Below are 22891 nucleotides of genomic sequence, written 5' to 3'. Positions count from 1 at the left end.
AAATAAGTTTGACTACTCTTGTTTATGCCGTATATGAGCGAAATTCCGAATTAAGAGAGGATGTTTTGATCTTCTTGGATTACATTTCTCGTCATTCAACTTTTCAGGTTTTGCTTATTTACAATGGTAATTTGACTAATCTGAACGAAATCCCTGAAAGTATTACGAGTATTTCCAGTGGTACACAAGGGTATGACTTGAATTGTTATATAAAGGGTTTTTTAGAAGGCATATTACATGGAAAAATGAAATTCATTTTTTTTAATAATTCCCTATTTATCTCAAATCCGGTAATTTTTACTAAAACCTTATTATTACTAGATAAAGAACTGGATCATGTTAATTTTACTGGTTTTAGCATTAGTGAAGAAGTAAGAAAACATTTTCAATCTTTCTTATTTGGAATAAATCTCACTAGAGATGCTTACGCTCTGCAGATCATTAAGGATACTTGTATTAAATTTGATCGAGCTTTTACCAGAGATGAAGTTATTAACCTATTCGAATTAAGAAGCTATGTTTATGTAGTTGACCATCTAAAATGGAATTATTCGGTTTTGTTTAAGCCGGGGTTTTATTTAAAGTTAAAAGGTTACCTCACGTTCTTGCTTCACTTAGGTTTTCTGGATAATATTCCGGGCCTTCTTAGATTTGAGAGGATTAATTTTAGTATTTTTTTAAAAAGAGACATTGAAAGAAAATTCGGTTTTAGAAAGATTAAATCTACGAGCATTATAAATAAGTGGAATGAAAGTTAAGGATGTCCGATTGACGAATTGGATTTTTTCCGTTTGGCCTTTGTTTTTATTTATCAGTCAAAAAGCTCTTATTCCAATACAGATTATCTCATTTTTAATTTCTGAAAGAAAGAAAGATATGGTTTTCATTTTTCTTTTTTTCTTTATTTTTGGGTCTTTTCTGACCTTATTTTGGTTAAATGATTCCTTAAAAAATGAATTTGGATTCAGTCATTTTTTAGGATTTATTTTATTTGTTTTATCTATTGTATTGATCGGACATGAGTGTAAATTGAATTTTGATTTTGATTTAAAATGGATTACAATATTTAATTTAGTTTCTGTAGTACTAGCTACAATATTTTTTTCTCTCAATCTGGATTTTAGTTTTTTTAGGGGGCTTAATTTTATTAGGGGGACGGATGGTTCCATCCACCGTGTCTTTATAGAAACTACACCACTTCTAATTCTCAACGATTATACTTTATTTAAACGAAAATCTCTTAATATATTTTTGTTTCTAATAACTTTTGTCTATGTTTTTATTTTGTGTAAAAGTGTTTTTATTATTATTTTCTTTGTCTGGCGAGTATGGAAGGATCATAAAGATTTGATTAAAAGAAATTTTTGGTATTTCTTTCCTTTGATACTATTTGGAGGATTGTTTGTTGGTATTGAATTACTTTCCTATGTATTAAGGGCTGACCTTGCTTTAAGTATTGTATTCAAATACAATCAACTTTTAAGCATTGTAGATTTAATTAGTGGAGATTATCTATATATCGGGCGAGGTTTTGGTTTTGTGATTGATGAATTTGTTACAGACTATAATCAACCTTATCAAATTGAAATGCAATTACCTATGTTGTTTCTTCAGTTTGGAATTGTGGGTTTTTTGCTTTTCGCGCTGTTTATTATGGCGATTTTTTACGTGAGTGGTATCAATAAACCTATTCGGAGCACGATGATGTACTTTTCCGTTGGTTTTGTTAATCCTTGGCTGTTTCTCCCTATTTGGTTTTTGACATGTTGCTATTTCTTTAAAAAATAGAATGGTGAAAATTGCATTGATATGTTCGCACAATGGACAGGACTACATTGAGCAACAGGTGCTGAGTATTATGGACCAGTCCTTAGAGATAGATATGATTTTCATTCATGACTATGGATCTACAGATTTATCCAGAAGTAAGATTGAGAAATTAAGTAAGGAATATGGTCATATATCAGTTCAATTTTTTGACTATGCTAAATCAGCTTGTCATTCCTTTCTCAATTCCATTGCTATTATTAGAGACAACTACCTTGATTCTGATTATATACTTTATTTGTGTGATCAAGATGACGTGTGGATTCATACAAAGAATGAGATTGTTTTTCAAGAGTTTCAAAATGGGGCGAAGTTCGTTTTTCACGATGTAGTTATTGTAAATTCTGAGCTGGAAACACTCAAGCCATCTTTTTATAATAAGTTCTGGGATGTTCAAAGAGATTTTTCGCTTCCAAGTTTGTTCCTCTCCAATTGTGTAATTGGCCACACCATAGCTATGTCTAGTTCTTTCTTGAAACATCTTAATCTTGAATTTGATGAAAGGATTCCAATGCATGATTGGTATCTTTCATTATTAGTGTTGAGTAGTGATGTTTCCTATAAATTTATTCCTACCCAATTGAGTTATTATAGACAGCATTCAAACAATGTTTTGGGGGCTTCTCAATCTAATCCTATTTCTAAAGTTTTAAAATCATATAATCATGGAAGGGTTTTACTTCTTTTCCAAGAATTCCTGCTATCTAGAGGTTTCGATACCACTGAAAGCCTAGCTAGGCTATTCAGATACTCCCTTAATCTCAGGCCTTTTAATAAATTTGGCTTTATTTTTTTGACCTTATCTTTTTCTATGGTTTACAAATTCAAAAAATCATTTTTTAATACTTTTTCCATTTTAAAAATTCAAAAGAAAAGTTCTAATGTCTAAGAAGAAACTAGCAATTCTTGGAATCGTGGGTGTACCAGCTAACTACGGAGGATTTGAGACTTTAGTAGAGTATTTATTGGACCTCCTTCCTAAATTTTATGATATTACGATTTACTGTCAAAGCTCGAGTTATCCAGAGAAAATAGATACCTACAAAGGAGCTAAGCTTCAGTACTTGAATCTTAAGGCTAATGGTGTACAAAGTGTAATCTATGATTCTGTTTCCCTATGGAAATCGACTAAAGGATTTGATTATATTCTTGTTCTAGGTGTTTCTGGAGCAATTTCCATCCCTTTGATCCGTCCTTTTACTAAGGCGAAAATAGTCACTCACATAGATGGACTTGAATGGAAACGCGATAAATGGGGACCTTTTGCCAAGCGATTTTTGAAATTTTCTGAGTCAGTGGCTGTAAAGTATTCCGATGGGATTGTTTCAGACAATAAACATATCTATGATTATGTCAAGGAAGAATATAATACAGACTCGCATTTGATAGCGTATGGAGCAAATCACGTGAGTTGTGTAGAGCCTTTTCCTTATATAAAGAAGTATTCATTTCTTACTTCTCCCTACATTTTTACAGTCTGCCGCATAGAACCTGAGAATAATATAGAGATGCAGCTGAAGGTTTTCTCAGAGAATGACCTTCCTATTCCCTATGTAATTGTGGGAAATTGGAGTTCCAGTGACTACGGTATGCGGCTGTATGAAAAATACTCTACCAAAAAGAATGTGATTTTGTATAATCCTATTTATGCAAATGAGGAGTTGAATGTATTGAGATCAAATTGCCATTACTACCTACACGGGCATAGTGCTGGAGGGACTAATCCCTCGCTTGTAGAAGCTATGTATTTAGGACTTCCTATTATAGCTTTTGGCGTCAATTATAATAGAGAGACCACGTTCAATCAGGCAGTTTATTTCAATGATTCTAATGATTTGCTGGAGTTGTTATCCAGGCTTGAGGAACTTGACAGGGAGGAAATGTCAGCTGTCATGTATAAACTAGCACGAAAAAATTACTCTTGGAAAGCTATAAATAAGAAGTACGTCAAAATGTTGAAGTCAATTTGAAATTGATGATCCGAACATCCAAGAGTTGTTTCTTAATCCTATTTCTAGTTGCAAATTCTGTTTTGGCACAGACCATACCTGCTGGATTTCCAGTCTTGGAGGAAAGTCTCAGAAGGCAACAGTTACAAGGATTGGATCAAATAAAAGACTTTTCCTTTGGACTGAGGCCTATCGTGAGTTTGAAGCAAAACCGCTTTAATACGCTTAATGACACTTTTCCTATTCCAGAAAAAAAGGCTCATCTGGAAATCTTGCCAGTCTTGAGTACTACAGTTTATAATTCTAACAGACCTTTTGGCTGGGGCAATTTCAGCATGATGAATAGTGCAGGGCTGCAGACGCTGCTCTCTCCTGGTGTTTATGGGAAATTATTTTTCCTGAAATTTCAGTTCAGGCCAGAGTTTGTAGCCAGTCAAAATAAGCCTTATCAGGGATTTGGCGAGAATTATTCTGAAAACGTCCTTTTAGCAAGATTCAGATATTGGAATTACGGTGATCATCCGGAGCGTTTTTCTAAAGAGTATAATTCTTTTGCCTGGTGGGGTCAATCCTATATCAGCTTAAATGCGGGACCGCTAGCCTTAGGTGCTTCCACAGAGAATATTTGGTGGGGGCCAGGGCAGTTCAATTCTCTCATTTTCAGCAATAATGCCAGAGGAATGAAGCATCTTTTTCTTCGCACGAGTCGTCCAGCTAATATTTTCATTGGTAAACTGGAAGCAGAACTTATCGTGGGAAGGGCTGAGGATTCAGGTTTACTGCCCTCGCAAAATGAACGTTTGAATGGTTTATTTGCTAATCCATTTCGAGGAGACTGGAAATATGTAACGGGACTAACGGTCACTTTTCAACCCGTATTTTTACCTAATTTTTTTGCTGGGTTAAACAGAACTTTTCAACAGTATAATGACGATGTGACGGATGATTTTCAAGGGAGAATGCCTATTCTCGAAGCCTTTCAAAAGGTGAACTTATTTACCAATGACAATTCAGTGGTTTATGATTCTAGAGGTCAGGATCAGCAGGTATCGTTTTTCTTAAGGTATTATAACATCAAGGCTAATTTTGAGGCTTATGCGGAGTACGGTAAGCAGGATCATAGTTACAATTGGAGAGAATTTATTTTGAACCCTGAGCATGCTCGGGCATATTTGATGGGTTTTACGAAACTATTTAAAACAGGCACACCAGGCTCTTTATTCCAAATAAGGGCTGAGATTGTACAGCAGGCAGAATCTGTAAATAGGTATATCCGATACGCTGACCAGAACGATGGCAATACGAGCTGGCATACACATTATCAAGTTCGAGGATTTACGAATGAAGGTCAATCCATGGGCGTGGGAATTGGTGTAGGTGGGAATGCCCAGATTTTGGAAGTTTCAAAAATTTCCAGCCTCAATAAAATAGGAGTACTACTTCAAAGGATAGAAAATCACCAAGATTTTTATAACAGAGCATTTGGTTCTAGCTCTAATAAAAAGCCCTGGGTAGATTTTAGTGTCGGTTTACTTTGGGATCATCAGTGGGATAGATTTATACTCAGTAGTAAAACTCAGGTAATTCAAGGTGTAAATTACCAATGGGAAAACTCTTCAGAATCTAGTGCTGATTTCCCTCAAGGACAAAAGCTCTTTACCTTCTCGGGAACCTTGAATTTGATATACCAGATACATAAGTAACACCAGGGATATTAAAATTAGTCAAATTCCATTAGTTTTGCCCCTTAGTTGAAATGAGTAACTTTAGTACTCATTAAACGAGTAAATGAAGATTCAGGAGCTTTGAGGCTGTTTTTTGAACTGTTTGTGTGCAGAAAGTAACGTGAAGTCTGCCTTCCAAACTAGAGCTAAGTTTTGGGACTGAAAGGGCGAAGCTGCCAATTATTTAAAATTAAAAACTTGGAAGTCAGTTTTTTAAGAGATTTCTTTAGAAAGTAAATTAACTATGCATACAGAATTACAAGACGTTAAAATTGCCATAATAGGCTTAGGATATGTAGGGCTTCCTTTGGCAGTGGAATTTGCTAAGAAATTCCCCACCGTAGGTTTTGATATTGACACCAAGCGAGTAGGGGAGCTGAACGAAGGCAAGGATAGAACGCTCGAAGTGGAAGATGAAGTGTTGAGATCTGTTCTAGTCTCGGATTTCTCTAAGGATAAAGCGAACGGGCTTCTGATTACTACCCAATCGGAAATTCTTGCAGATTGCACGGTGTACATAGTCACTGTCCCAACTCCTACCGATAAACACAATCGTCCGGTTCTCACTCCTATGCTTAAGGCATCTGAGAATATTGGAAATTTCCTCAAAAAGGGAGATGTCGTTATTTACGAATCTACTGTTTACCCTGGTGTGACAGAAGATGAATGTGTTCCAGTGCTGGAAAGAGTATCTGGAATGAAATTCAATGAAGATTTTTTTGCGGGATACTCTCCAGAACGAATCAATCCTGGGGACAAAGAACACACGGTGGCAAATATTCTCAAGGTCACCTCAGGCTCTACTCCAGAGATAGCTGAATTTGTGGATCAGTTGTATCGCACGGTCATTACCGCAGGAACTCACAAGGCCTCTTCCATTAAAGTAGCTGAAGCGGCCAAGGTAATCGAAAACTCCCAGCGCGACATCAATATTGCTTTTGTCAATGAGTTGTCCAAGATTTTCAACCTGATGGGAATAGATACTTCAGAGGTTCTCGAAGCGGCAGGGACAAAATGGAATTTCTTAAAATTTAAGCCTGGATTGGTTGGCGGACATTGTATTGGAGTAGATCCTTTCTACCTAGCCCAAAAAGCTCAAGAACTCGGTTACCATCCGGAAATTATCCTAGCCGGTCGTCGCTTGAATGACAGCATGGGTAAGCATGTAGCCACAGAGGTGATCAAATTGATGATGAGAAAAGACTTGAAAGTGATCGATTCGAAGGTGTTGATCCTTGGATTTACTTTCAAGGAGGATTGTCCGGATGTGCGAAATACCCGCGTCATCGATATTTACAATGAGCTCAAATCCTATGATATGGATGTGGATGTGTATGACCCTTGGGCTAATCCTACCGAAGTAAGTCACGAATATGGCATAGCTATTCATTCCGGGTCAAATGCGCCAGATTTGGCACAGTATTCTGCTATTATTTTGGCGGTAGCTCATAAGGAGTTTATGAACTTACAGATCAAAAAATCAGGCAGTCAAGTGGTGTTTGATGTAAAAGGCTATCTACCGAAAGATAGGGTAGATGCACGTCTATGATACCTGGTACTAGCTATTAGTACCTCAATTATTTACCTTATCTTCCATGATTTAATTTATACCCTACTAGATGAACACTAAGAACTTTAAAAATCTAATTCCTTTTTCGATCCTCGCTATAGTGCTTTTCTCCTGCGTGTCAAATAAGAAAGTGATTTACATGCAAGAACTAGAGGAATCCACAGGTCCGCTAGTAGAGTCAAGTAATCGGTATGGATACCAAGTGGAAGACTATTTGCTGCAGGCAAATGATATCTTAGAGATTAGTATCAAAACTACTGATCCAGCATTAAATGCGATTTTCAATGTGGTCAACGCGGATGAAAACAATGCTTCTGCAATGGCCGGAGGACAGGGTGCTGGTGATGCTTTCTTTATGAATGGCTACTCTCTTGATGATTATGGTAATGTAGAAATTCCCTTAGTAGGTGTCATTAACCTGCTGGGATTGACGACTAATGAAGTAAAAGCATTGGTCGAGACTAAGGTGCAAAAGTACGTCAAGGAAGATGAGTATTTTGTCAGAGTAAGACTTGGGGGGATCAGATTCAGTGCTTTAGGGGAATTCAATAGATCTGGAAAATATACCATCCTGCAAAATCGTGTCACCATCTATGAAGCTATTGCATTCGCAGGTGACCTTAGTCGTGTAGCCAAACGCGATGAAATAGTTTTGCTAAGACAATATCCTGATGGATCTCAAATGCACAAGATCAATCTCCTCGATAGAGAATTATTAGGCTCCGAGTTTTTTTTCCTAAAGCCTAACGATATGATCTATGCTGAGCCTATGAAGGTTAGAGAGATTGGTGCAGGAAATACACTTGTAGAGACCATCTCTTTAGTCACAGCGACAGTAACGGCTATCGCTCTTATTTTTACCATCACGAGAAACAACTAATATGAACACGGAGCTAGAAGATAATGACTTTCATCAGGAAGGGGAAAATCTATTTGATTTTAAGTCACTAATTCCCAAACTACTTAAGATTTGGCCTTGGATCCTCGGAAGTGTGATACTTAGTCTAGGCGTCGCCTATTATTTGACTAAAACTACACCTCCTTATTATAGTGTATCGTCTAAGTTTTTTATCAAACAAAACGAAAAAGGCTTATCACTTTTTGAAAACCCTACCATCTCTCAAGAGCAGGGGTTAGGTTTGACCAATGAGATGATCATCTTGAAATCAAGACCCATTGCTAAAGCTACGTTGGAAAAACTTGATTTTAGAGTTGAATATTATCGACAAGGGTCCTTTATAGCCGAGGAAATCTACAGAAATACACCTGTTCTCGTTGAGGTAGATTGGAAAGCTCCTCAGATCCTCAATGGACCAATCCAAATAGTTTGGACGGATAATAAAACTTTTACGCTCCAATTTCCTGAAGAATCCTATTCTCAGCTGTTGCCAGATGGAAGTTATCAGACAGTGAAGGAGTTAGAAGCTAAGACTTTCAATTTTGGAGAGTGGGTTGAAACTCCGCAATACAAAATCAAAGTGAACAATACTTCAGGCACGTCTGAGGGTACTTCAAATTTTGTACTTAGAGATTTGGAGTTTTTGATTGGAAAGTATTCTGGAGGCTTGCAAGTGAACCTTCAGGATAAGAATTCTTCTATTTTGAACCTAGGCTTGGGCGTTGCAAACAGATCCAAAGGAGAAACCTACCTCAATCAATTGATGGAAACTTACCTCGATTTGGAGCTTTTAGAAAAAAATGAAATTGCCAGCAGAACAATCAACTTTATCGACAGCCAGGTAGCTGGAGTAGCGGATTCACTATCCATTTTCGAAAATAGGCTACAAGACTATCGATCCTCCAATCAGATATTTAATCTAAGTGATGAGTCTTCGACGGTATTCACCCAACTGACGGATATTGAGACTGAATTGGCGGAAGCTCAGCTGAAGAGACAATACTACCAACGCTTGAAGGAGTATTTGGTACGTGAAAACTACAATGAAATAGTAGTTCCATCTGGTCTGGGTATAGACGATCCCTACCTCAATGGGTTGATAGAAAACTTACTATCCGTGCAGGTTGACAGATCAAGGTTGATGGCTACGCAAACTGAGTTTTCTCCACAAGTAAAAAGTGCCAACCAAAGACTGATCGATTTGAATTCTTCAATCAGGGAAATTCTTGATAACGTTGATCGCAATAACCAAATGACCATTGCAGACCTAGAGAAGAGAAGAACTGTAATTGAGTCCTCGTTCAGAAATTTGCCAAAAGCCGAGCAAAACTTGATCAAAATCCAGCGGCAGCAGAGTTTGACTGAGAATATCTATAATTTCTTAACTGAAAAAAGAGCCGAGTCAGCTATTTCTAAAGCCTCAAATGTACCTGCCAACAAGATCATAGAATATGCTCGTTCGGGTGGGCAAATAAGCCCTGTGCCTTCTAGAATTTATGGAATAGCTCTTTTCATAGGTTTATTTGGACCTATTATGATCTTCTTGGTGAGAGAGTTTTTCCGTTCAAAAATTGAAGATCCTAAATTCCTTGAAAGGAAATTAAAAATCCCAGTGCTTTCTACCATCCTCTTAAATAAATCGGATGAAAATCTGGTAGTATTTACTAATGGAAAATCTGGTATTGCAGAGGGATTTAGGTCTTTGCGTTCAAATATCAAGTTTTTGGTTCCGAAGGAGAATCAGTTGACATTTATGATCACTTCGACCATCTCTGGAGAGGGTAAAACTTTTTGCGCATTGAACTTGGCCTCCGTCTATTCGCTCACCGGCAAGAAAACTATCCTTATAGGATGTGATATGAGGAAGCCTAAAATCTTTAATGATTTTGGGTTGAAAAATGACGTAGGACTTTCTACTTTTTTAAGTGGACAGGAAGATGATTACAAGAAAATCATCAAGAAAAGTGGTCATGAAAATCTTGATATTATCGTAGCAGGCCCTATTCCTCCTAATCCTTCGGAGTTGCTGTTTTCTGTTTATTTTGAGCAGCTGGTGACAGCTTTGAAAAGCGATTACGAAGTGATTATTCTTGATACTCCTCCTGTAGGTTTGGTTTCGGAAACCTTGGATTTACTCACTTTGGTTGACTTTACGCTATTCATTTTCAGACAGGATTACTCTGAGAAATCATTCATTGACGCTGTCAATGGGTTGAAATTGCAAAAAGGATTGAAAAATATCTACGCGATTTTCAATGGTCTTGATGCTTCAAAGGTTTCCTACGGAGGATATGGTTATTCCTATGGATACGGGTATGGCTATTACACGGATGATACCAAAAGGAGTAAGTTTCTTAAATCGAAATAAGTGTTAAACTATTTCAAGGGTCAGTTAAAGCACTTTTTTTTCTTCTATTCCTTTTTAGGAAAAAAAGTGTACGTACTATTAGCACTTAGTCTCATTACCGGTTTTTTGGATGGATTTGGCTTAGCCATGTTTATTCCATTAGTACAAGTAGCCGGAAATGAAGCACTCGATAGCAGTGAGGTTTCAGAATCTCTGGGGATTTTAAAGTTTTTAGTGGATGGGATTACCGGTGCGGGCTTTGACCTTACTCCTGCGGTAATCCTTACTTTTCTTTTTCTGCTGTTCTTATTGAAGGGGATTATTAAGTATTTCGAGGGGTATTACAAAGTGCTCGTCCAAATGTACTTCGTCAAAAAGATCAGATACCAAATGGTAGATGACCTTGGCAACATGGGCTACCGTAGTTTTCTGAAGCTGGATGCGGGTAGAGTACAAAACACCCTTTCAGGTGAGGTTTATAAAATCATCTCTGCCTATGTGGCTTATTTTGCTACGCTTCAGTCTATCGTTTTATTGCTGGTTTATCTGATTCTGGCACTTTTGGCAAACTTCCAATTTGCATTATTAGTGAGTTTTGGAGGTTATCTCACCAACTTCATCTATAAAATGATCTATAAGCGTACGACGGTCGCTTCTATTAATAACAGTAACCTGAGCCATGTGTACCAAGGCTTACTAATCCAGGCGGTTCACCATTTTAAGTATTTGAAGGCGACAGATTTTTTTGGAAAGTACAAGCAGAAGCTCAAAAGCTATGTAGATCAGATTGAGGACGAGCAAAAGAAAATAGGCATCTTCAATGCCATACTTCAAGCCTCGAGAGAGCCATTGGTAATCGGTATAGTCATTCTGGTTATCCTTATTCAAATCACTGTGTTGAATAGCAATATGGCTGCTATTTTTCTGAGTTTGTTGTTTTTCTATCGTGCATTGAATTACATCATGTTGGTGCAGACTAGCTGGCAGGCATTCACTTCAAATCTGGGTGGGCTACATGTAGGTGTAGAATTATTGGAGGATTTTAGAACAGGAGTTGAAAAGAATCCAGGTAATATTAAAGTCAATCAAATTCAATCCATCGAGCTGGCAGATCTTACTTTTGGATACGATCCTTCAAACCCTATTTTGAAAAATATCAATTTTAAAATAGAGAATAACCGCACTTATGCCTTGGTAGGGAAGAGCGGAAGCGGTAAAACTACGCTGACAAACATTCTAGCTGGCTTGATAGAACCTAGTTCCGGTGAGTTCCTAGTCAATAGTTCCCAGCGGGATGAAGTTGATCTAGGGTCTTTTCGAAATCGGGTGGGCTACATTACACAGGAGCCCGTTATTTTCAATGACACCATTTTTAATAATGTCTCTTTCTGGTCGGAACCTACCCCAGAGAACAAGGCCAAATTCGATAAAGCAATCAAGCTTGCTCATTTGGATGAGTTAGTGGAATCTTTTCCTAAAAAAGAAAATACCCATCTAGGAGATAATGGTGTTCTGATCAGTGGAGGTCAAAAACAACGGATTTCTATCGCGAGAGAATTATTCAAAGAGGTGGACCTTCTGATTTTTGATGAAGCCACTTCAGCCTTGGATAGTGAAACAGAAAAGGCCATTCAAAATAATATTGAGTCTCTCAGAGGAAGTTGTAATATAATTCTAATTGCACATCGATTAAGCACTGTGAAAAATGCGGATGAAATTTTGGTGATGAATGAGGGAATAATTGAGGACAGTGGAGAGTTTTCAGAACTGATGTTGAAAAATGTCAGGTTTAAAAATATGGTAGAATTACAAGAATTTTGATCGGTTAGGAACATGGTGACATTTTTGGATTTAAAGAAAATCAATCTAGTCCATCAGGTGGAGTTGGAGAAGGCAATGAAAGACGTGCTGGAGAGAGGCTGGTTTATCAGAGGTCAGCAGGTCAAACTATTTGAAGAAAGATTTGCGTCCTATTGTGGTACTCAGCATTGCGTCGGAGTGGCAAATGGACTGGATGCGCTTATCCTAATATTCAAAGCGTATTTGCTAATGGGCAGGTTGAAGCCAGGAGATGAAGTACTAGTGCAGGCAAACACCTACATCGCCTCAATTCTAGCCATTTCAGAAAGTGGACTCAAGCCCGTTTTCGTAGAACCCGATCCTTCTACCTTCAATCTTTCTTTGGAGCAAGTGAAGAAGGCAATCTCGCCACAAACCAAGGCTATTTTAGCGGTACATCTCTATGGAAAGTTAAATCCTATGGAAGAGTTGGCGCATCTAGCTGCTTCAAATAATCTTTTACTCATAGAGGATTGCGCCCAAGCTCACGGTGCTAAAAACCCTCAAGGTAAGTTAGCCGGCAACTTAGGTGATGCTGCTGGTTTTTCATTTTACCCAGGAAAGAATCTAGGCGCTCTAGGCGACGCTGGAGCTGTAACGACCTCAGATGAAGAGCTTGCTAAGACTATCAGCATTCTTGCTAACTATGGTAGTGAGAAGAAATATTATAACCTATACAAAGGAATGAATTCTAGGTTGGACGAGTTGCAGGCAGCTATCCTGAATGTGAAGCTGAACTACCTGAATTCAGAAAACAACAGACGGGTAGAAATAGCCAAGCAGTACAGCAAATCCATTTCCAACCCTAAGATTACTTTGCCAAGTTGGGACTCTAGCCTAGAAGATCATGTTTTTCACCTCTATGTAATTCAGACCCAAGATCGGGAAGCGCTGATGTCTTACCTTGAGACGAAAGGGATTCAATTTTTGATCCATTATCCAGTACCCTTTCATCACCAAAATGCCTATAAGGAATATAGGCACCTTTCACTTCCTATCACCGAACACATGCATCAACACAACCTAAGTATTCCAATCAGCCCTGTGATGACTGATCAGGAAGTACAGGAAGTGGTAGAGGCACTGAACCACTACTAACTAATGGTAGAGAAAGAGCTACCATTAGTTAGTATTATTGCGATTGCTTACAACCACGAGCAGTTTTTGAAGGATACGCTGGATAGTGTACTCAACCAAACCTATCCTAATATCGAATTGATTATCATTGATTCGGCTTCTTCAGACAGCAGTGCCGCACGGATACAGGATTGGGTAAAAGACAAGAGCTTACCGATCCAGACTGTCTTCCATCAGGATCGCCGATCCATCACCCAAAATGCCAATGTTGGCTTACAGCTGGCTAAGGGAAAGTACTACCAAATTCTCAGCTGTGATGATAACCTAGAACCTGAGAAAATCAAAAATCAAGTCGAGGTATTCTTACATTCTGATGAGAAGCTGGCTATGGTTTACTGCGATGCAGTTAAAATTGACGATAAAGGATTTCATCTACCTGAACCTACATTTTTTGAGGAGCGAGCTTGGCAGGTTGAATCTCAGCTACCTTCCGGATCTATATTCCCCATACTCTTACAGGATTATTTTATCGTCGCACCCACCGTCTTAGTCGATTTGGAAAAAGTCAGAGAACTAGGTGGCTATGACGAACATTCCATGATGGAGGATCTCGATATTTTCCTTCGGCTATCTCAACTGTATAGTTTCAAAGGAATCTACTACACCGGTGTACAGTATAGAGTTCTACAAACTTCCCTGCTTAGAGCTACTTCAGTGGACACACGACAGAGAAATCGCTTGTATTTATACTCCCGTTTTTTGGGTCAAAAAGGAGAATGGGATAGGTTTATTGCTTATCAGTTTTTGCTTTTCAAAAAAGATTCCGGACTTTTTTATCAAATGATTTATTCGGTCCATCGGCTTTTGAACAGAGTCTTAGTGAAAAGATTAAAGTCGTCATTTAGGAATTGACCGTTAGAAAGCATCGTGTACTTTTTATCCTTCCCGAGTTGAATAGTCCAGGAGGAATGGAATTAGAGAATCTTGGATTTATTTCAGCATTACAAGAGCAGGATCAATTCGAAGTGTTAGTCATCAATCTTGCTTCGAATCCCCACTATTTTCCTTCACTTAATTTTCAAATTGCCCGCCCATCTTTAGGGCAAACCCTTCAACTTTTTTTTCATCTCAGATTTATCAAAATTTTCATCAAGTTTAAAGGTAAGCTCAAAGAGAGCTTGATGAATGTCTTTTTGAATTTCCCTGACTTACTATCCTCTTTTTTATCAGAGCAAATACAGAAATCGGATGTTTGCTTTGCGAGTGTTAGACCCGGAAACTTTCTAGGCTACATTCATGAACTCACCGAGAAGAAACAAAAAGTTTTTGTTTACCACGAAATCTCGAAATTCAACACTAAGTATCTGCCTTTTTTTCAAAAACTCAATCAGTACGGAATCCACTTTATCTCTGCTATTGAGAAAAAAGAATACCTACAAGCAAATTTCCCTGATTCAACTTTTCTGGAAATCAAACAATGGATCTACCACTCCCAAAATGAATTTCTGTCCATTCCTATACCAGATGGCCGTCAGCAGGTATTTGGAGCGATCACGCGACTAGATTACGGCAAGAATTTAGATTTGATTTTTTCCGCCCTTGTAGTTTTAAAAGGAGAAGGCTTAGAACCCACACTTAGACTATTCGGGGATGGCCCTGAGTTGCCTCGCTTGAGGGAGTTGGTGAATTCGCTCGGAATAAGCAAGCAAGTGGAATTTCTTGGGGGTTTTGGATTCGATGAACGCGTTGAGGTGTATAGAAAAATAGACATTCTCCTAATCCCATCGCTTTTCGAGGGAGGTCCGATTACCCTGCTGGAGGCTATGGCTGCTTCCCGGCCGGTCATCTCGACCAATGTAGGAGATGTTAGAAACAGAATTTCCCCGGACTATAATGGAGTTATACTCGATTCAATGAAGGATCCAGGAGAACTAGCCACAGCCATGCGGTTTTACTTGGACCATCCGGAGGAAATTTCTTCTCAGGGTATGAACTCCCGAACAAAATATTTAGCAGAATTCGAGGAGAAGCAGGGCAAAAAAATCTTCGTGAATGCTATGAAGAAAGTGTCTTTAGCCTTCAGCAGTTTTTGATTATGATTATCCGCTTTTCTACCAGTAAGGTAGAATAAGCAATGTAGCAAATGTTAAACTTAAGATTGAGGCCGCTTCGGTCTTCCAACCAGATAAGCAAGGAATATAAGGTGACTGGCATTATTGCGGATAATCATATTTTGAAAAATTGATTTCCCCTTTAACTAATTTTTGTAACCAAAAGTAGATTGGAAAATAAAAAAATCCTCCTGGTGATTCCAGACGGAGTAGGAATTCGGAATTATTTATACTCTGATTTGATTTCGAAACTGAAGGCTGCTGGTTTTGAGTTGACACTTTTACATAATCTGGACAGTTCGCTGATCGAGTTGGTCAAGGGAAAGTTTAATGTGGAATTTGACCAGATTCCATTTCAATCTTTTCCGGAGTCAAAAGCACAATACCTGCTTCGTGAAGCGACCAGTTTTGCAAGATTAAGATTGAGTGCAGCCCGAGTGAGCAATCCTACGTTACTTTCAAATTCGAAAGTAGGTAAGAAAGGTGCCAAAGGAGTGTTTTTTGGAAAGATCACAGCGTTTATAGGCAAATCGCTTAAAAGCTATGAGAGCATTTTATTTTTTGAATCGGAAATAAACCGATACTGGAATAAGAGCAAAGCGATAGGATATTATCACGAACTCCTTAAAACGCAGCGTCCGGATCTGATTTTCATTACTCATCAGCGAGTACCTTCTCTAGCCCCACTTTGCCTAGCAGCAAAAGCTCGAAAAATTCCGACAATTTCTGCGATTTATTCATGGGATAATATTCCGAAAGCCAGATTGCCGATAAGGACAGATTTTTATGCGGTTTGGTCTGACTACATGAAGAAGGAATTCTTGGAGTTTTACCCGGAGATTTTACCGCAACAATTAGCCGTCACAGGAACACCTCAGTTTGATTTTTATAAAAATGAAGAGCTAATTATCTCTAGAAATCAGTTTGCTGAATCCTATGGGCTAGATGCTCAAAAAAAATGGATCTTGTTTTCCGGTGATGATGAAGTCACCTCACCACATGATCCTGAGTATTTACGAGACTTGGCAGAAGCTCTTGCACCCTATACAGATATTCAGATTTTGTTCAGACAGGTTCCCGTAGAAGGCCCCGAGCGATACGCAGCCTATATTGAGACCTACGATACTATTACACACATCCCGCCGCTATGGAATAAGGGCGAAACATGGATGAGTTTTTTCCCGCTTATAGAAGATATTCAGCTTTTGAAAAACCTCTGCTTTCATTGCGAAACTGTGGTCAATATAGGCTCAACCATGGCATTGGACTTTGCTTATTTCAATAAACCTGGCATCTACCTTCATTACGATACTAAATTAGATCCGAACTGGTCCACTCAGATAATCTATCAATTCCAGCACTTTAGAAGTATGGATGGGTTGGACGCCGTGGTGTTCGTGAAAGGAAAAGAGGAACTGGCAGAGAAGATCCTTCAAGTCATCGAACAGCCAGAAACTGTAGCAAAAGATAGGTTGGCCTGGTTAAATAGGGTCAATGACCCAAGCCCATCCGCATCTGATAAACTGCTCGAGCTTTGTGAAAAAGTGGTTTTGCCTCAAAAATCAACTCCAGATGAGAATTCACTATAATCCCAATAAGGACCTTCCGATTCTACCTGAGACGTACTGGCATCAGGTTATTGTGCCTATTTACATTCCTAGTTTGGAAGGGTATTACAGTGAGAGTTTTGAGGTTCTGAAGATTTGTCTGGAATCCCTATTTCAAACCTCCCACGATAAGACCTACTTTACTTGTATAAATAATGGAAGCGGTGATTTTGTGAAAGATTACCTCAACCAATTGCTCGCAGAAGGCAAGATTCATGAAGTCATCCACACCACAAACATTGGAAAAATCAACTCCATCTTGAAAGGGATAAATGGTCATGACTTTCAGATCATTACAGTCACAGACTCTGATGTACTTTTCCTCTCAGGCTGGCAGCAAGAGTCGTATTCCATGTTTCAGGCTTTCCCAAAACTTGCCGCATTAAGTACCTCGCCCAACTCCAAATTGTATAAATTCCATACCTGGAATATTATTAAGGAGTTTATTTTTTCGAAGAAATTGCGCTTTACTGAAGTAGAAGAAGGCGCTGGATTTAAGGAATTTGCTGAAAGCATAGGGAATCCTGACCTTTTCTCAGAAGTGCATCTGAAGAAAAATCTAACGCTTACGATGGGAAATAAATCTGGAGTTCTCGGTGCAGGGCACTTTGTAGTTTCTTATCGCAAAGAAATATTTGATGATTTCCCGGTGAAATACACTGCTTTCAAAATGGGTGGAGACACCGAGGGGAAGCTAGACGAGTTGGCTTCTAAGAAGGGATGCTGGAGATTGGCCACTACCAAAAGTTACACACGCCATATGGGCAACAAGGTAGAACCTTGGATGAGGGATATTTTGGAAAGTCAAGACCCTCAGAATGGACCTATTCCTGCTGTCCAGTTTGATCCCTTGCAATACTCCAGCAGTTTTTCAATAGGTATTGCGAATTCACTTTTTTCGAAAATTTTGCGCAGACCATTTTTTCTAAGGAAGTTTCTTACCTACAAGGGATTGGATAAAAATTCCAGTACCAATTATTAATAGCATGCACATTTGTTTTATCACCAGTGAGTATCCCAAAATAGGTTTTCACCATGGAGGGGTTGGTACTTTCATCCAAACGCTGGCTCGTAATCTGGTAAAGAATAAGTTTCAGGTATCTATCGTTGGGCTCAACTATAGCGACAAGCACGAGGAAGAGGAGGATATGGGGGTGAAAGTTTACAGACTGAAGCCTAAGCGAATGAAACCTATCACTTGGTACCTGACTTTTAGATCTATCAATCAACAGATTAACAAAATCAACCGTAAGCAACCCATAGATGTAGTGGAAGCAACGGAGCTTGGACTTGCATTTATTAAGAAAATTCCTTCAATCTCTTATATCATAAGAATGAATGGAGGACATCATTTTTTTTCAGAGTCAGAGAATCGAGGAATAGATCCATGGAAAGGCTTTCAGGAAAAACGTTCTTTTGCCCAAGCGGATGTGGTGATCGGAGTGAGTAATTATGTAGTAAATCACACACTTACTTACCTTGATTTTGCTAAGAAGAAGGGGCCGGTACTCTATAATCCAGCTAATCTTGCTAATTTCTATGAAGCCGATCCGGAAAAGATAATTCCGGGAAGGTTGTTTTTTGCAGGTACTGTTTGTGAGAAGAAAGGAATTAGACAATTGATTCAGGCATTGCCACTTATCCGAAAGGAATTTCCTGATGCTCATTTACTTGTAGCAGGAAGAGATTGGTTCTTTCCTGATGGATCGTCCTATATCGATTACCTGAAAAGTAATTTTGTCCCAGATGAATTAAGTCCATACATCACTTTTCTGGGCCCTGTAGATAATCAAAAGCTTCCAGCATATATAGAGGAGGCAGAACTTTGCATTTATCCCTCGCATATGGAAGCAATGCCTCTCGCTTGGATAGAGGTCTTGAGCATGGGCAAATCTTTTCTTGCTAGTAATGTAGGGCCAGGGCCTGAGGTAGTCACCGACGGAGTTACCGGGAGACTGTGCGACCCTTACTCGCCAGAAGATATTGCCCAGAAGGCGATTCAGATGCTTGCCAACCCTGAAGAGTCCAGGAAGTTTGGCCAAAAGGCCCGAGAAGATGTATTGAAACGCTTTGATATAAAAGTTTTGGTAGAGCAAAATATTAAATTTTACCAGAGCCTTAAAAAATCCCCTGCACACCAGTAATGAGCCCGAAAGCTAGAATTCCAGGTTTTTCGATTGTTATCTGTACCTACAATGGGAAAGAGCGTTTGCAGCGGACTTTTGAACATATCCAGCGTCTTACTATACCCGCGAACACTCAAGTAGAATTAGTGGTGGTTGATAATAGATCTACGGACGGCACCGCGGCTTATATACGTGATTACTTCGAAAGCAAGGATTCCCAGATTGAGATAAAGATCCTAACTGAAGCTAAACCTGGAAAACCATATGCTCTTGAAAAGGCATTTAATCAAGTTTCCTATTCGCATACCCTCACCTGTGATGATGATAATTGGCTTGATTCAAACTATTTGATGGTTGCCAAGCACCTCATTGATGAACATAAGAATCTAGGAATTATCGGGGGAAAAGTAGAGGCAGTGTTCGAAGCGGATGTGCCAGACTGGTTTGACCTGGTGAAGGATGCGTATGTGGTAGGAGAGCAAGCTAAAGAAGCAGGCTTTTTTGATCAATTCACTGACTTTGTCTGGGGTGCAGGAATGATCCTGAACATGGAAGTTTGGGATAAATTGAGAGCGATTGATTACTCCTTCGTGATCGGTAAAAATATCGGAAAAGCGGTAGGAGAGGACTCAGAACTTTCTCTACTCACGAAGTATTTGGGATATAGGTTCTACTATGATGACCGCTTACTATTGAAGCATTTCATGCCAGAAAAAAGAATGAAATGGACAGTGGCTACCTCTTACTATCAAGGTTTTGGCAGCACCAAGCCCTATTTTATCTTGTATAAGAATATCTACAAAAAAGGTCGTGAATTAACTTTTATAGAACTGGAAAGGGAAATTTTAAGACTGATGATCTATACATCAAAGCAATTACGGTCTTTTAAAAAGCGCACGAATAATTCGAATGACCCTGCTTTGGCTTTGGAATATGAACTTTTTAAAGCGTATCGGAATGAAGTGATGTCCCCGGTGAAGTTTAGGAGAAATGCTTCTATCATTAACCGTTTTATGGGGAGATTCTATAAATTATATGACAAGCCACAAGCTTGTCCTTAATCAAAACATCTTTGTTCACCTGTGCTGTACACCAGTGAACGAAGCTACCTCTATTCTTAAGCTTAATATGCCCTATAGTTTAAATGCATACCTAGTTGCAAAAAAAAACTGAAATAGGTGATCTCATTTAAGCATTAGAATTTTAAACCCTTCGTAATGTTTTCCTCCACTAATTCGAAATTAAAAATCATTGACACGTTATATTCATTTTTACCTACTAAGCTTATCAATATTTTAGTAAATAGGTATTTTTATTTCGAGAAGCTAAATCGCTCCTATTCACAAGAGGGAGAAGATTTACTTCTCAATCGCTATTTCAAAAATAAGCCAGAAGGCTTTTTTTGTGATGTTGGTTCTTTTCACCCTAAACAGTATTCCAACACCTATCTTTTTTACCAGAGGGGTTGGCGAGGTATCAATATAGATCCTCGACCTGGCTCCAAGAAGATTTTCGATCAAGTAAGGCCAGACGATATTAATCTTGAGCTGGGGATAGCAGACCAGCCAGGTGGACAGTTAGTCTATAAGATGTACGCCAATCCTGTGTATAATTCCTTCAGCTCAGAGGCTGTGGAGAACGTTGAGAAAATAGGAGAAGTTTTCGTTGATATTCAGAGTTTGGAATATGTATTTAGCACCTATCTGCCGAAAGACATGCCAATTGACTTCCTATCAATTGATGTCGAGGGATTTGATCTTGAGGTTCTTAAGTCTAATGATTGGGCTCGTTTTCGTCCAGAAGTGGTGATAATAGAGTTCTTCGGACAGTCTATTCAAGTCTTCTTGGAATCAGAGATTTATACCTACTTAAATGGCCTTGGCTATGTCTATTTTGCCAATACCGTGAATACTTATTTTTTTCATACTAAAAAAGTAAGCTAATCCAGCTCTTTTTCTACTACTCTTAATGAATTCTAGCTTTCTTATCGTATCGCACGTTTATCACAAATCCACTGAGGGAAAGGTGTACGGATACGCGCCGTATGTCAAAGAGATGAATCTTTGGATAGCGAACTTTGATCTGGTGGTGTTATTGGCACCCGTGGAAAAGAATTCCAACATTTCGCCCATAGAAATTCCTTATGAGCACCCCAACTTGAAGGTGATAGCCGTTCCTTTATTGGATTTCACTGGATTGGGAAAAAGCATCAAGAGTTTTGTGAGTTTGCCAGGAATAATTTTTAAGATGTGGATGGCTATGCGAGCTTCAGACCATATTCATTTAAGATGCCCGGGAAACATGGGTTTACTGGGATGTTGGGTTCAACGGTTTTTCCCAAAGACAACTAAGACTGTTAAATATGCTGGAAATTGGGATCCTCAGAGTAGTCAGCCTTTTACTTACCGTCTTCAGCGAAAAATGCTCAATAACCCAGCTGTATTTAAAAACACCAGGGTTCTTGTCTATGGGCATTGGCCAGATTCAGCAGATCATATCCTTGCATTCTTTACTGCATCCTATTTCAAAAAGGATATAGTGCCTATTGAAAAGAAATTAAACAGTCCTACAGAACCGTTGAAACTGTTATTTGTAGGAAGTTTGATAAAGGATAAAAATCCGCTACTAGCGCTGAAATCACTTCATCACCTGCTAGCGAAAAATATTAGTGCTCACCTGGATTTTTGTGGAGATGGGGACCAGTACGGTATTTTGCTTGACTATATCCAGCGCCATAAGTTGGAAGGTAATGTAACGCTCAGGGGAAATGTCGCGGCTGCTGAACTGAAGGAATTCTATAAGCAGGCTGATTTTTTGGTATTTCTATCGGAGAGTGAAGGCTGGCCAAAGGTTGTTGCTGAGGCGATGTTTTTCGGTTGTGTACCGATTACTACCCCTGTATCGTGTGTTGCCGAAATGCTCAATCATGGCGAACGTGGAGACTTGATAGGGAAGGATCCTACTGAGGTAGTAGGGGTAATTAACACCTATTTGCAAGACCCAAAATTGTTTGAGCAAAAGTCTCAAGAAGCGATGAAATGGTCGAATAAATTTACGTTGGAGCTTTTTGAGAAGGAGATTAAAAAATTAGTTTATGTATAGAGATGGCACTTACTTTTCTGATATCACGAGACATCAGGAAGATTGCATTTATAAAGTTCGTGCTATATCCCGAATTTTGATTCCAGTAGTAAGGTTGAAAAATTATCCAATTCGTTCTTATGCAGACATCGGCTGTGGATCCGGAGGGGTCACCAAAGCAATGAAAAATGCCTTGGAACATCAGGGTTTTAACTTGGAACGAGTGGAGGGATTTGATGTGTCTCCACACTTATCTCAGCTTCAGGAGCAAGGGATAGAATTTAAGGTAGGTGAGTTTTCTGAAATAGGTCAACCTACAGATCTTGTGACTTTGACGGATGTGATCGAACATGTCACAAACCCCGTTGAATTTATTGCGAGAATTGCTGAAAAAGCTAAAGTAGTTGTATTCCATATTCCACTAGATGATTGTTTAGCGGTCAATTTCAGGAATATGCAGAGAAGAAAAATTCAATCTCCGGGACACCTCACTTTTTTCAACATCAATTCTGCACTTAATCTAATCACCTATTCTGGTCTGCAGATTCTTGATTTTGATTATTCGACTGAAACACTTGCTGCACCTTCAAACAATGAAACTTTCCTCCAGAAAATTTCATCTCCCCTCAAAAGGTTGGTTTCTTGGATCAGTCCATGGCTAATGACTCGTATTTTTGGGGGAAGTATTGTGGTAGTGGCAGTAAATGAGCGATTCAAAGACTGATGATCCTGACT

General features: G+C 38.8%; 19 protein-coding genes. All 19 read left to right on the top strand.

The window, feature by feature from the left end:
- Positions 1–8: 8 nt before the first annotated feature.
- The 19 genes from ABJH64_RS00450 (at position 9) to ABJH64_RS00360 (ending at position 22880) form a co-directional block, all read left to right on the top strand.
- Complete coding sequence (locus ABJH64_RS00450) at positions 9–758, top strand: hypothetical protein (RefSeq protein ID WP_348275890.1); 750 nt, start codon at positions 9–11, stop codon at positions 756–758.
- Positions 748–1788 carry a hypothetical protein gene (locus ABJH64_RS00445; RefSeq protein WP_348275891.1) on the top strand — a complete coding sequence of 347 codons (1041 nt, stop codon included), beginning with the start codon at positions 748–750 and terminating at the stop codon, positions 1786–1788. Before ABJH64_RS00450 ends, ABJH64_RS00445 begins: the two co-directional genes overlap by 11 nt.
- A gap of 1 nt (position 1789) precedes the next feature.
- Positions 1790–2716, top strand: coding sequence for a glycosyltransferase (locus tag ABJH64_RS00440; RefSeq protein ID WP_348275892.1), 927 nt, complete (start codon positions 1790–1792; stop codon positions 2714–2716).
- Positions 2709–3797 (top strand): DUF1972 domain-containing protein, encoded by a 1089-nt coding sequence (locus tag ABJH64_RS00435; RefSeq protein WP_348275893.1) that lies wholly within the window; start codon positions 2709–2711, stop codon positions 3795–3797. Before ABJH64_RS00440 ends, ABJH64_RS00435 begins: the two co-directional genes overlap by 8 nt.
- A 5-nt stretch (positions 3798–3802) precedes the next feature.
- Positions 3803–5479, top strand: coding sequence for a capsule assembly Wzi family protein (locus tag ABJH64_RS00430; protein WP_348275894.1), 1677 nt, complete (start codon positions 3803–3805; stop codon positions 5477–5479).
- A 265-nt stretch (positions 5480–5744) separates the two neighbouring features.
- A complete protein-coding gene (locus ABJH64_RS00425) occupies positions 5745–7049 on the top strand; it encodes a nucleotide sugar dehydrogenase (RefSeq protein ID WP_348275895.1) in 1305 nt (434 codons plus the stop codon).
- A 70-nt stretch (positions 7050–7119) separates the two neighbouring features.
- Positions 7120–7950 (top strand): polysaccharide biosynthesis/export family protein, encoded by an 831-nt coding sequence (locus tag ABJH64_RS00420; RefSeq protein ID WP_348275896.1) that lies wholly within the window; start codon positions 7120–7122, stop codon positions 7948–7950.
- 1 nt (position 7951) lies between these two features.
- Positions 7952–10336, top strand: coding sequence for a polysaccharide biosynthesis tyrosine autokinase (locus ABJH64_RS00415; protein WP_348275897.1), 2385 nt, complete (start codon positions 7952–7954; stop codon positions 10334–10336).
- Between the two features lie 66 nt (positions 10337–10402).
- On the top strand, positions 10403–12136 hold the full coding sequence (locus tag ABJH64_RS00410) for an ABC transporter ATP-binding protein/permease (RefSeq protein WP_348275898.1): 1734 nt from the start codon (positions 10403–10405) through the stop codon (positions 12134–12136).
- A gap of 15 nt (positions 12137–12151) precedes the next feature.
- Positions 12152–13252: a DegT/DnrJ/EryC1/StrS family aminotransferase gene (locus ABJH64_RS00405; protein ID WP_348299693.1), complete on the top strand. Its 1101-nt coding sequence runs from the start codon at positions 12152–12154 to the stop codon at positions 13250–13252.
- Between the two features lie 3 nt (positions 13253–13255).
- A complete protein-coding gene (locus tag ABJH64_RS00400) occupies positions 13256–14143 on the top strand; it encodes a glycosyltransferase (RefSeq protein ID WP_348275900.1) in 888 nt (295 codons plus the stop codon).
- Positions 14140–15324, top strand: a complete 1185-nt coding sequence (locus tag ABJH64_RS00395; RefSeq protein WP_348275901.1) for a glycosyltransferase family 4 protein — start codon at positions 14140–14142, stop codon at positions 15322–15324. The genes ABJH64_RS00400 and ABJH64_RS00395 overlap by 4 nt, the downstream gene beginning before the upstream one ends.
- Before the next feature lie 188 nt (positions 15325–15512).
- On the top strand, positions 15513–16931 hold the full coding sequence (locus ABJH64_RS00390; protein ID WP_348299689.1) for a hypothetical protein: 1419 nt from the start codon (positions 15513–15515) through the stop codon (positions 16929–16931).
- Positions 16915–17931 (top strand): glycosyltransferase family A protein, encoded by a 1017-nt coding sequence (locus ABJH64_RS00385; RefSeq protein ID WP_348275903.1) that lies wholly within the window; start codon positions 16915–16917, stop codon positions 17929–17931. The genes ABJH64_RS00390 and ABJH64_RS00385 overlap by 17 nt, the downstream gene beginning before the upstream one ends.
- Before the next feature lie 4 nt (positions 17932–17935).
- Positions 17936–19093, top strand: coding sequence for a glycosyltransferase family 4 protein (locus tag ABJH64_RS00380; protein WP_348275904.1), 1158 nt, complete (start codon positions 17936–17938; stop codon positions 19091–19093).
- Positions 19093–20136, top strand: a complete 1044-nt coding sequence (locus ABJH64_RS00375; protein ID WP_348275905.1) for a glycosyltransferase family 2 protein — start codon at positions 19093–19095, stop codon at positions 20134–20136. Before ABJH64_RS00380 ends, ABJH64_RS00375 begins: the two co-directional genes overlap by 1 nt.
- A 156-nt stretch (positions 20137–20292) precedes the next feature.
- Positions 20293–21018, top strand: coding sequence for an FkbM family methyltransferase (locus ABJH64_RS00370; protein WP_348275906.1), 726 nt, complete (start codon positions 20293–20295; stop codon positions 21016–21018).
- Between the two features lie 25 nt (positions 21019–21043).
- On the top strand, positions 21044–22177 hold the full coding sequence (locus ABJH64_RS00365; protein WP_348275907.1) for a glycosyltransferase family 4 protein: 1134 nt from the start codon (positions 21044–21046) through the stop codon (positions 22175–22177).
- Positions 22170–22880, top strand: coding sequence for a methyltransferase domain-containing protein (locus ABJH64_RS00360; RefSeq protein WP_348275908.1), 711 nt, complete (start codon positions 22170–22172; stop codon positions 22878–22880). The genes ABJH64_RS00365 and ABJH64_RS00360 overlap by 8 nt, the downstream gene beginning before the upstream one ends.
- Positions 22881–22891 lie beyond the last annotated feature (11 nt).

This window comes from Algoriphagus sp., from assembly GCF_039969895.1.
In the GTDB taxonomy this organism is placed as follows: Bacteria; Bacteroidota; Bacteroidia; order Cytophagales; family Cyclobacteriaceae; genus Algoriphagus.
This window is presented reverse-complemented; position numbering and strand designations above follow the sequence as displayed.

Bases quoted from the DNA above. Each gene is read 5' to 3' on its own strand.
- ABJH64_RS00415 (WP_348275897.1), top strand. From the start codon at position 7,952: ATGAACACGGAGCTAGAAGATAATGACTTTCATCAGGAAGGGGAAAAT.
- ABJH64_RS00365 (WP_348275907.1), top strand. From the start codon at position 21,044: ATGAATTCTAGCTTTCTTATCGTATCGCACGTTTATCACAAATCCACT.
- ABJH64_RS00370 (WP_348275906.1), top strand. From the start codon at position 20,293: ATGTTTTCCTCCACTAATTCGAAATTAAAAATCATTGACACGTTATAT.
- ABJH64_RS00385 (WP_348275903.1), top strand. From the start codon at position 16,915: ATGAGAATTCACTATAATCCCAATAAGGACCTTCCGATTCTACCTGAG.
- ABJH64_RS00420 (WP_348275896.1), top strand. From the start codon at position 7,120: ATGAACACTAAGAACTTTAAAAATCTAATTCCTTTTTCGATCCTCGCT.
- ABJH64_RS00375 (WP_348275905.1), top strand. From the start codon at position 19,093: ATGAGCCCGAAAGCTAGAATTCCAGGTTTTTCGATTGTTATCTGTACC.
- ABJH64_RS00440 (WP_348275892.1), top strand. From the start codon at position 1,790: ATGGTGAAAATTGCATTGATATGTTCGCACAATGGACAGGACTACATT.
- ABJH64_RS00400 (WP_348275900.1), top strand. From the start codon at position 13,256: ATGGTAGAGAAAGAGCTACCATTAGTTAGTATTATTGCGATTGCTTAC.
- ABJH64_RS00360 (WP_348275908.1), top strand. From the start codon at position 22,170: ATGTATAGAGATGGCACTTACTTTTCTGATATCACGAGACATCAGGAA.
- ABJH64_RS00430 (WP_348275894.1), top strand. From the start codon at position 3,803: ATGATCCGAACATCCAAGAGTTGTTTCTTAATCCTATTTCTAGTTGCA.
- ABJH64_RS00380 (WP_348275904.1), top strand. From the start codon at position 17,936: ATGCACATTTGTTTTATCACCAGTGAGTATCCCAAAATAGGTTTTCAC.
- ABJH64_RS00445 (WP_348275891.1), top strand. From the start codon at position 748: ATGAAAGTTAAGGATGTCCGATTGACGAATTGGATTTTTTCCGTTTGG.
- ABJH64_RS00435 (WP_348275893.1), top strand. From the start codon at position 2,709: ATGTCTAAGAAGAAACTAGCAATTCTTGGAATCGTGGGTGTACCAGCT.
- ABJH64_RS00425 (WP_348275895.1), top strand. From the start codon at position 5,745: ATGCATACAGAATTACAAGACGTTAAAATTGCCATAATAGGCTTAGGA.